The sequence below is a fragment of the Streptomyces sp. NPDC005811 genome, from assembly GCF_040630405.1.
Taxonomy (GTDB): Bacteria; Actinomycetota; Actinomycetes; order Streptomycetales; family Streptomycetaceae; genus Streptomyces.
Genome location: NZ_JBEXXK010000113.1, coordinates 1 through 9,359 on the forward strand (window position 1 = coordinate 1; position 9,359 = coordinate 9,359).

General features: G+C 67.9%; 9 protein-coding genes and 2 pseudogenes. 7 read left to right on the forward strand and 4 right to left on the reverse strand.

Going from position 1 to position 9,359, the window contains the following annotated elements; translation table 11 throughout:
* Positions 1 to 339 precede the first annotated feature (339 nt).
* The gene (locus tag ABZ490_RS51560; RefSeq protein ID WP_359007826.1) at positions 340 to 816 is read left to right on the forward strand and encodes a hypothetical protein; all 477 of its coding nucleotides are present in this window, start codon (positions 340 to 342) and stop codon (positions 814 to 816) included.
* Between the two features lies 1 nt (position 817).
* Here the strand turns inward: ABZ490_RS51560 and ABZ490_RS51565 are convergent.
* Positions 818 to 1,030: pseudogene (locus ABZ490_RS51565) on the reverse strand (IS110 family transposase); the annotation flags it as partial.
* A gap of 581 nt (positions 1,031 to 1,611) precedes the next feature.
* Between ABZ490_RS51565 and ltrA the strand changes: the two are divergent.
* Complete coding sequence (gene ltrA, locus ABZ490_RS51570) at positions 1,612 to 2,871, forward strand: group II intron reverse transcriptase/maturase (protein ID WP_359007829.1); 1,260 nt, start codon at positions 1,612 to 1,614, stop codon at positions 2,869 to 2,871.
* 92 nt (positions 2,872 to 2,963) lie between these two features.
* On the opposite strand, the pseudogene ABZ490_RS51575 reads toward ltrA, so the two are convergent.
* A pseudogene (locus tag ABZ490_RS51575) lies at positions 2,964 to 3,137 on the reverse strand (IS110 family transposase); the annotation flags it as partial.
* A gap of 95 nt (positions 3,138 to 3,232) precedes the next feature.
* Between ABZ490_RS51575 and ABZ490_RS51580 the strand changes: the two are divergent.
* A complete protein-coding gene (locus tag ABZ490_RS51580) occupies positions 3,233 to 3,793 on the forward strand; it encodes a hypothetical protein (protein ID WP_359007832.1) in 561 nt (186 codons plus the stop codon).
* A gap of 286 nt (positions 3,794 to 4,079) precedes the next feature.
* Here the strand turns inward: ABZ490_RS51580 and ABZ490_RS51585 are convergent, their stop codons facing one another.
* The gene (locus tag ABZ490_RS51585) at positions 4,080 to 4,715 is read right to left on the reverse strand and encodes a TetR family transcriptional regulator C-terminal domain-containing protein (protein WP_359007835.1); all 636 of its coding nucleotides are present in this window, start codon (positions 4,713 to 4,715) and stop codon (positions 4,080 to 4,082) included.
* 90 nt (positions 4,716 to 4,805) lie between these two features.
* Between ABZ490_RS51585 and ABZ490_RS51590 the strand changes: the two genes are divergently transcribed.
* From ABZ490_RS51590 to ABZ490_RS51600, 3 genes are all read left to right on the forward strand, one after another.
* Positions 4,806 to 6,248 (forward strand): amidase, encoded by a 1,443-nt coding sequence (locus ABZ490_RS51590; RefSeq protein WP_359007838.1) that lies wholly within the window; start codon positions 4,806 to 4,808, stop codon positions 6,246 to 6,248.
* 218 nt (positions 6,249 to 6,466) lie between these two features.
* Positions 6,467 to 6,922, forward strand: coding sequence for a recombinase family protein (locus ABZ490_RS51595; protein WP_359007841.1), 456 nt, complete (start codon positions 6,467 to 6,469; stop codon positions 6,920 to 6,922).
* An 84-nt stretch (positions 6,923 to 7,006) separates the two neighbouring features.
* Complete coding sequence (locus ABZ490_RS51600) at positions 7,007 to 7,516, forward strand: hypothetical protein (protein ID WP_359007844.1); 510 nt, start codon at positions 7,007 to 7,009, stop codon at positions 7,514 to 7,516.
* Here the strand turns inward: ABZ490_RS51600 and ABZ490_RS51605 are convergent.
* Entirely contained in the window at positions 7,511 to 8,386 is an 876-nt protein-coding gene (locus tag ABZ490_RS51605; protein ID WP_359007847.1) for an IS5 family transposase, read from the reverse strand. The two genes, ABZ490_RS51600 and ABZ490_RS51605, sit on opposite strands and share 6 nt — an antisense overlap.
* A 252-nt stretch (positions 8,387 to 8,638) precedes the next feature.
* On the opposite strand from ABZ490_RS51605, the gene ABZ490_RS51610 reads away from it, so the two are divergent.
* Positions 8,639 to 9,235 (forward strand): hypothetical protein, encoded by a 597-nt coding sequence (locus tag ABZ490_RS51610; RefSeq protein WP_359007850.1) that lies wholly within the window; start codon positions 8,639 to 8,641, stop codon positions 9,233 to 9,235.
* Positions 9,236 to 9,359: the final 124 nt, after the last annotated feature.

Below are 9,359 nucleotides of genomic sequence, written 5' to 3' on the forward strand. Positions count from 1 at the left end.
GTGTCATTCCGTGAGGAGTTCTTGCAGCGGCCGGGCGTGCTGAGGATTCGGGAGCGGGTGGGGGAGGCCAGGGTTTCCCGGGGTTTTGTCGATGGTGGACTTCATGGGGCTGTCCGCGGGCAGGGTGCGCCGTCCGGTGATCCGCAGCGCTTCGCCGGGGGGCTGCCTCCGCGTCCTCGGTCACCGGCAACATACCGCCGGCCGTATCCGGCATCGTGTCGGCCATCGGGCTCGGCGTGGCGGGCCGCATCGTCGTCCGCCGGTCCGGGGGGTGCCCCTATGTCTTTGGTCAAGGGAAACGGGGGTGCGTTGGGTCGGGGAGCCGGGCAGCATGGCGGGGTGGCTGATCTGCTGTGGGATGACGTGAGTTCCTTCTTCGACCCGGACTTGATGGGGTCGTTGCCGGACATGCGTGTCCCGGACGCCTCGGTGCAGGACTGGCAGACGGTCCTCGATCTTGTCGCGGAGAGGGGCTGGAAGTGCCAGTACTCCCAGGGAGAGACGGTGCTTCCGGTGCCCCGGGCGGAGGCCGTGCTGGGCCGCCCGGCGGACGCGGAGTGCCCGAACCTGCGGGTCTGGCCGACTGCCGATGTGCTGGCGATCTTCCGGTTCTATGCCGACGACGAAGTCGACTTTGACGTCGACCTGCGGGAGTTGCAGGGCCAGGGTCGGCTTGATGTGTTCTGCGGCTTCCTGCGAGAGATCGGAAGGCGGCTGAACAAGCCCGTGCTGATGGACCCGGAAGGCCACTATGGCCATCCAGTGCTCGGCTTTGATGTCGAGGCCGATCGAGTCGTTCTCCTCGCAGACCCGTAGGTCAGGCAGCTGATACAGACGGCTGCGGTTCGTAGAAGGTTCCGTCGCGGAGCATTGCGAAGAGGACGTCGGCTCTGCGTCTGGCGAGGCAGAGCAGGGCTTGGGTGTGGTGCTTGCCCTGGGCGATTTTCTTGTCGTAGTAGGCCCGGGAGGCCGGGTCGCCGAGGGCGGCGAACGCGGAGAGGGAGAAAGCCCGTTTGAGCTGCTTGTTTCCGTGTGTCCTGAGCGTGAGAAGGAGCTGGTTGTAGGGCAGCTTCTAATTGCGGTGCTGTGTGAAAGATGAAGGTTTTTGGCCCTTCGGAGTCGCCCTGCGGGGGAGGCTTCAAACCGCCTCATGCTGCGTTAGCTAATGACTGTCGTGGTGAGCGATGAGGAAAAGGCGTCGTAAGAGGCGTCAGGTGGGGACCGGGAAGGCGAACGTAAGTGAATCGCTGCTGACGTGTCGAAAAGCAGACAGACGACATCGAAACCGGGGTGTGGAAACGACCCCGGGATGAGCCTGGCGGGTTCCCGCTTATTGGCCAGGTGGTGTCCGGCATGAAGGCGACGCGAGCCCGGTCTGCGGCTTTCACATGGAACAGGAGAAGGCAGGTCCGACACTGCTGCCGCACTGCGGCAGCGAGAGGGAGTGCCCCAAGCGGCAGACACCGTGAGGGGTCGAGTACCGATGCGGCACCTGCTGGCGGACCGGCTCGTAGTAGTGATGAAGCCCCTGTAACGGGGGTGGAGCGAAGGGGCCGGGTCGTTCGTGACTGAGTTGATCACATCAACCGGACGACGTCTGGGAGGAGTGCGATGAGCCAGTTGAAGTCATCGGTCAAGCCGTTTGATATCTCGAAGTGGGAAGTCAAGGAAGCGTGGGAGGAAGTCAAGGCCAATAAAGGTGCGCCCGGAGTGGATGGGCAGAGTATCGAAGACTTCGAGACGGACCTGAAGGGAAACCTGTACAAGGTCTGGAATCGTATGTCGTCGGGCTCGTACTTCCCTCCTCCGGTGCGGGCGGTGACCATTCCGAAGCCACACGGCGGCGGCACGAGAATGCTCGGCATTCCCGCTGTCGCCGACCGGGTGGCTCAGACTGTTGTGGCCCGGCATCTCATGCGAAGGGTGGAGCCCATTTTCCACCCGGACAGCTACGGATACCGGCCGGGACGGTCTGCCTTGGACGCGGTGGGGAAGTGCCGGGAGCGTAGCTGGCGGCGGGACTGGGTGGTCGAGTTCGACATCGCCAAGTTTTTCGACAGCGTGCCCTGGGACCTGCTCGTCAAGGCGGTGGCCGCACACACCGACGCCGTCTGGGTGAACTTGTATGTGCGGAGGTGGCTTGCCGCCCCGCTCGTCATGCCCGACGGCTCCCTGGTGGAGCGGGAGCGCGGGACGCCTCAAGGGGCGCCGGTCTCTCCCGTTCTGGCGAACCTGTTCCTGCACTACGCGTTCGACATGTGGATGGAACGGGAGTTCCCGTCCGTCTGGTTCGAGCGCTACGCGGATGACGCGGTACTGCACTGCGTCACAGAGCGAGAGGCCCGCCAGGTGCTGGCCGCGCTCTCGGACAGGATGGTCGAGGTCGGGCTGCGTTTGCACCCGGACAAGACCCGGATCGTCTACTGCAAGGACGGCAACCGCCGGCGCTCCTTCGAGCACACGGCCTTCACCTTCCTTGGGTACGCGTTCCGCGCCCGGAAGAACCGGAATCGGCACGGGAAGCTGTTCCTGTCGTTCGAGCCGGGGATCAGCAGGGAAGCCCTGACGAGGATCGGCCGGGAGGTGCGGTCCTGGCAACTGCACCGACGCGCCGAGCTGACCTTCAGTGAGCTCGCCCGCAGGATGAATCCTGTGATCGGGGGCTGGATCAACTACTACGGCCGATTCCGGCCTTGGGAGTTGAACCGCTTCTTGGCGCGCGTCAACACCTACTTGGTGCGATGGATCCGCAACAAGTACAAGCGGCTCGCGGCCCAGAAGAAGGCGTACTCGAAGATGCAGGAAATCGCCCAGCGATACCCCCGCATGTTCGTGCACTGGCGCCTCACCACGGCGGCCGCGGTGATCTGATGATCAGAACGACAAGAGCCGTGTAACGGGAGACCGTTACGCACGGTTCTGTGAGAGCCGAGGGGTGAGATCCCCCTCGGCTACTCGACTCTCCTGGAGGGCTGTTCTCCGCGGATCGAGGACCCGGAACTGCGGGTTGCGGGGGCGAGTCCGGCGTAGGCGGCGAGGTGGCCGGCGGTCGGGAAGTCGCTGCCGTCGCCGACCTCGATCAGGATGCGGGCTCCGGTCCTGACGCCGACTCCCGGCATCGACGTCAGGACCACCGGGGTCCTCGTCTTCTGCGGCGGCGAGGTCGCCCTCATCCGCCGCGACCGAGCCGGCTCCACCCACTGCACCCCGCCCGGCGGCAACGCCGAGCACGGTGAAGACCTCGACGCCGGCCCTCGCCCGGGAGCTGCAGGGAGAACTCGGGCTCGGCGTCGCCCGGGCCGAGGCGGGCGGACTGCTGTGGGTCATCGACCAGCGCATCGCCCGCCCCGGCCTCACCCCGCCGCTGCGCAAACTCCACCTGATCTACCGCCTGCACGTCACCGGGAACGTCCGCGCCGCACTCGCCGAGCAGGAGCTGGACGGACTCCCCGACGCCAGCCACGAAGTCGGCGTGATCGAGTGGGTCGACCACTGCAAGGCCGCCGGCCTGCCCGTCTTCCCGCCCGTCTTCCCGCCCGTCGGCCCCGCGCTCGCCGCCCTGGCCGGCCCCCGGGCCCCGTCATCGGCGCCGCCCTGGGCGCGGTCACCGACGCGAACTGCACCTGGGTATGAGCTCGTAGCGACGGAGGCCCGGACCGACGTCAGGGCCTCCGTCCACGCTTTCGCCGGTGCGGGGCAGGCGCCCGGCCAGGGGGTGCGACAGCAGCAGCCGAGGAACCACGGAGTCGGGCCTGGCCTGGGGTACTGCTCGCCGTGGCATGGATTCCTTTGAGGTTCCAGGATCACTCAAGTGTGCGTCCCGGTACGTCTTGCCGAAAGGCAGCGGCCCGGGCCGGTGTTGTGCCGACGTCGTCGACCGGCCCCACCGATCCCGCACGGCCCGGCACACGCCTGGACGGTACCGGTGGAGACCGGCGCGGCCTGACCGCGCTGTCCTGGTCGAACGTCGACCCGTAGGGGACGTTCCGGCTTGACCTGGTGTGTCCATGGCCGCTGCCCGGGCCCGGTGATTCGGTGCAGCCGACACGGCACGCGCGAGGCGATGAGCGCCCTGAGTGTCAGACGGCCTTTCGGGGGCGGGTGGTGCCGGGGCGTTCCCGGAGGCCGACCAGATGCGCGTGCAGGACTTCCTCGGCTTCCTCTGCGGTCAAGTGGCCTATGAGTACATGGGTGGTAAGGCCGTCGGCGAGGGCAAGCAGCGTGCGAGCCTCGTGCTGCGGGTCGGGCGACGCAGCGCCTTCGTCGGCCGGGCCGCTCTCGGTGGCCTCCGTGATGAGGCGGACGAGGAGGTGCTGGAGGGCCGCGTAGCTGGTTCTCAGCGGCCCGGCGAGTGGCTCGCTGACAGCAGCCTGAGCGGCGAACGCGAGCCAGATCCGTGCCTCGGCGCGGTGTTCTTCGCGGAGCAGGGCGATCTCGTCGGCCGCGTGCCCCAGGGCGGTGGCGGCCGACTGGGCCGGGCCTGAGGCCAGACGGGTCCTGACACGTTCGGTGATGCGTTCGCCGACGTGGTCGACGGCGAAGAGGAGCATCTCCGCCTTGCTGCGGAAGCAGCGCTGAACGGCGCCGAGTGAGACCTGCGCGCGGGCGGCGACTTCGCGCATGCTCACTCCCTCCGGTCCGTGTTCGTCGGCGAGGAGGCAGACGGCCTCGGCGATCCGGCGGCGTCGGCTTTCGTAGTCCACCTGTTTGGGCATGCCCGGTCAGCCTCCTTATTCCAATACGATCGTATCGCTTCCGGGTTAGGGTTCGGACACAAGCACTTCGGCATGTGGATGGGAAGCGCGATGATCAGGCAGAACGCCCTGTGGGCAATGACGGCCGCCGCCCAGGCGGAGGCGGTCCGAGGCGGACAGATATCGGCGGTCGAACTGGTAGACAGCCACCTGGAACGCATCGCGGAGATCAACCCACAGGTCAACGCGGTTACGCAGCTGTTGGCTGAGCGAGCCCGCGAGGCCGCGGCACACACGGACCGGCGGCGGGCAGCGGGCGAAGAACTCGGGCCGCTGGCGGGCGTGCCGTTCACGGTGAAGGAGACCACCGCTGTCGAGGGAGTGCCCACCACACTCGGAACGGCACGCTTCCGCGACCTGGTGGCTCCGGCCGACGCACCGCCTGTGGCCCGGCTCCGCGCGGCGGGAGCCATACCGATCGGGCACAGCAACATGCCGACCCTGGTCCTGGCCGGGATGCACACCCGCAGCGAGTTGTTCGGCGACACCGTCAACCCGTGGAACCGGCGCCGGACCCCGGGCGGCAGCAGTGGCGGTGACGGAGTGGCCGTCGCCACCGCCATGGCCGCACTGGGTCTCGGCAATGACTCCGGCGGATCCGTGCGGATCCCGGCCTCGTTCTGCGGCGTGACGGGGCTGAAGCCGACCACCGGACGGTTCCCCGCCGACCACCGTGTCCTCGGCCCGGACGACCCGGGACCGGCCTCACAGATGCTGGTCACCGACGGGCCCCTGGCCCGTACGGTCGCGGACCTGCGGCTGGCATACGAGGCGCTGGCCGGGACCGACCCGAGGGACCCGCGGGCCGTGCCCGTGCCCCTCTACGGCGAACCGCTGCCGGGACCGGTCAAAGTCGCGGTCGTCGCCGACCCCGGCGGCCACGGCGTTCATCCCACGGTCCGTGCGGCGGTCACGGCTGCGGCCGACGCGTTGCGCGACGCCGGGTACGACGTGCGGGAGATGGCGGATGTTCCGCGGATGGACGAGGCCCTGGAGGCGTACGGCCGGATCACCGTGACCGAATTCGCGCCGACCTGGCCGGCGGTGCGGGAACTGCTCGGCGAAGGCGGAGACCGCTACATCCAGATGGCCATGGAGAAGACTCCGCCTGCGAACGCCGCAGAACTCACGAAGCTGATGGGGACCTGGCTCGGCATCCGCCGCTCCTGGGCGGAGTTCCTCGACGACTTCCCGCTGCTGCTCGGGCCGGTGTTCACCGAGCCGCCCGTCGAGCCGGGCCTGGAGTCACGCGACGAAGCGGGACGGGAACGGGTCACCGAGGGCATGCGCCTGTGCACGGTGACCAGCTTTGTGGGCGTGCCCGCGGTCGCCGTACCGACCGGAGTCAGCGACGGACTGCCGTCCGGCGTGCAGATCATCGGGCGTGCGTTCCGGGAAGACCTGTGCCTGGCTGCCGCCCAGGAGATCGAGGACCGCCTCGGCGTGCTCGCGCCGATCGACCCTCGCCCGGAAGTCCCGGCTGCCGCACGGTAGCCGGAGCGCCGACAGAGGGCAGCCAGGCGGCCAGGGGCCGACGAGCGGCGCGCAGGAGGCAGCATCCGCGCCGCGCACCCGCGGGCCGGGCCCCTCCTCGGTCGAAGTGCCGGCAAACGACGGCACCCTCAAGTGATCACGAACCCGCAGGTGGGCACAGTCGACAACTCGCGTCGGAAATCAACGTCGGTGAACGGTCGGCAGGGTGGTTTCCGACCATGCTCCTTGGCTGCTGCCGTACTTCGACGGCCGACCGGAACCCTGATCATCAGATCGACGCGCTTGTCCGCAACGGCGTCGGCCGCGGCAACATCCACGTCGACGTCGCCAGCGGCGCGAAGGCGTCCCGCCCGAAGCTCGATCTCGTCATGCCGCTGATGCGCGAGGGCGACACAGTGAAGGTGACCCGGCTCGACCGGCTCTCCCGCTCCGTCCCGCACCTGGTCACCCTCGGCGCCGAGCTGCGCGAACGCGGGATCGGCCTGCACGTCGTCGAGCAGGGCGTCGGCACCGCCACCACGGAGGGTCGCGCGATGTTCGGCATGCTGTCCGTACCGGCCGAGCTCCAGGCCGTGTATCGAAAGCGCTGTTCGCGGTGCTCATCGGCGGCTGCGGGCGGCGCTGGATGCACGAGCCGGGGGTGGTACGCGACATCCCTTCAGTCGCATATTTGAACACGTTCAACAAGTCTGGCAAGGTATCTCTCCATGGCCCGCTCCTATCAGTTGGCCGAGACGGGCTGAGGGCGGGAGGTCCTGGTGGCGGGCGGAAGCAGGCTGCGTGCGTGGGGGGCGGCCGTCGGTGGCTTGATGGTGGTTCTGGCTGCTCCGACTGCGTGCGCCGGCCCCTATCAGTACTACGAGGGAACAGGGATCCACGACGCCACGACGACCGAAGTCGCCGGGGGCTGGGAAAACGTCGAGGGGACCCGCGTGGTGCTCCGCAAGGACCGAACGGCTCTCTTCGACAAGCTCGACGGGCAGGACTTCGACTTCGAGGACGGCTGGCGCCTCTCCGGTACGGGAACCTGGCAACTGACGGACGGCGGCGGCGGACAGGTCGTCCGACTCGCGCTGACAGCCCGGACTCGAGTGGAGAGCCGTTCCCCCGCGACGGCCACTGGCACCTCGCCTCCTGAACCCCCATCGACATACGCGTGGTCCTTCTATGTGGACCGCGATCAGCACGACGAGTTGAAGCTGTTCTTCTTCTACGGCGATCCCGACATCGGGAACACATACGTGATGACGCGTGAGACAGGGTCATAGCCATTCATTGATCGCTGCGACCAGCACAGTCGCCTCGTAGCGGACCGCGAGCTTGTCGTAGCGCGTGGCGACAGCGCGGTTCCTCTTGAGACGGTTGATCCCGCACTCGACCGCATGGCGTTCGCGGTAGTCGACCGGGTCGAAGCGCGGCGGCCGGCCGCCGCGGGAGCCGAGCTTCTGGCGGTTGCGGGCCTGGTCGGCCTTGTCCGGGATGGTGCAGCGGATACCGCGGCGGCGCAGGTAGGCGCGGTTCTTGCGGGAGGCGTACGCCTTGTCAGCCCGCCCGCGATGGGGGCGGACGCGTGGCCGGCCCGGCCCGATGCGGGGCACTCGGACCTTCTCCAGCGCGGGTTCGAACTGCGGCGAGTCCCCGCGCTGCCCGGCGGTCACCACGATCGACATGGGCTTCTGGCCCTGCTCGACGGCCAGGTGCAGCTTGGTGGTGAACCCGCCGCGCGAGCGTCCCAGCCCGTGATCACCGGGCTCGGTAAACACGCCGCCCGGCGGTTCCTTCTGCAGGTCGCCCTCTTTCCGGGCCCCAGCCGCATGCTGATGAGCACGGCACGCCGTGGAGTCGACGCTCAGGTCCCACGTGACAGCACCTTCCGCGTCGGCCGGGAACTGAAGACGGGTGAGGATCCGTTGCCAGGTGCCGTCCCGCTGCCATCGGTGGAACAGGTCGTAGATCCGGCCCCACGGCCCGTACTCGACGGGCACGTCCCGCCACGGAACACCGGTCCGGACCCGGAACCGTATGCCGTCGATCAACTGCCGCCGAGGCCAGACCGGCGGCCGCCCCGCCCTGGCACCGTTCGGCAACAGCGGCTCCAGCACCGCCCACTGCTCGTCCGTGAGATCTCCCCGCCCCATGAACCGTGATCATTCACAGTGTGACTGAGCGCTTCACTTGGCGAGTTGAGCACCGACCGGGCAAAGTATCGCCGGCCCGGACGGTGCCCGGTTGCTAGTAGCCCTCGAACAGGGTCACGGACGCAAGGCCGACGTCGAGGACTGCGCGGATCAGCGCGAGGTGGTCCGGCGTTGGCCTCACGGCGAAATGCCCGAGACCCGGGCGGGCACGTCATGGGACGATCCGGCTCGACTTGCAGAGAGGTGGGGTGCATGGGGTTCGACTACAGCTACGAAATTTTCATTCCAGCTCGGAATGTGGCCCGCGCGCTGACCGAGCTCGCCGAGCTGGCGCCGACGACCGGTCGACAGCCAACAATCCCAGTCACCCTGCCCGGCGGTGACCAGGTCGTCCTTCCATTTACTTCACATTTCAAGAGTGAGCCGGTCGACTGCTCGACGAGCCGCACATTGGATCTCGACACCACAATCGTGTTCGGCGTCGACGACGCGGTGCGCGAGTTCTTGGGGACCCATCATCGGGAGCCCGACGAGCGCGGGAGGGTCGCGATCGGGTACATCTACCTCACGGTGAGGTTCGCGACCCGGTGGCACCCTGATTACGCGTCACTGGACTTCACCGCAGCTACAACGGGCATGAGCCTGGCGTTCGAACGGTCCGCGAGTATCAGAGCGGTGTTCAACGGCCTCACCGCCGCGAGCGGCGGTGTGTGCTGTGTCCTCGACACCGAGAGGGCCACCCGGCAGATCTGCTGGCTGAACGGTGAGCCGATGCAGGAGGCAGTCCCTGGCTCCCTCTTCGCCGGTTACTACGACTTGGCGGCGTCCTGGCCTGCCCAGGACCCGTGACGAAGGGGAAGCCAGGGACCGTCTCCTGCATCGAAACCCATCGCTCAACCCGCCAACCCGATCGCTCACTCGCCGAATGAAGTGCTCAGTCACACACAGCCCAAGATCCGTTTTCGATGCGCGG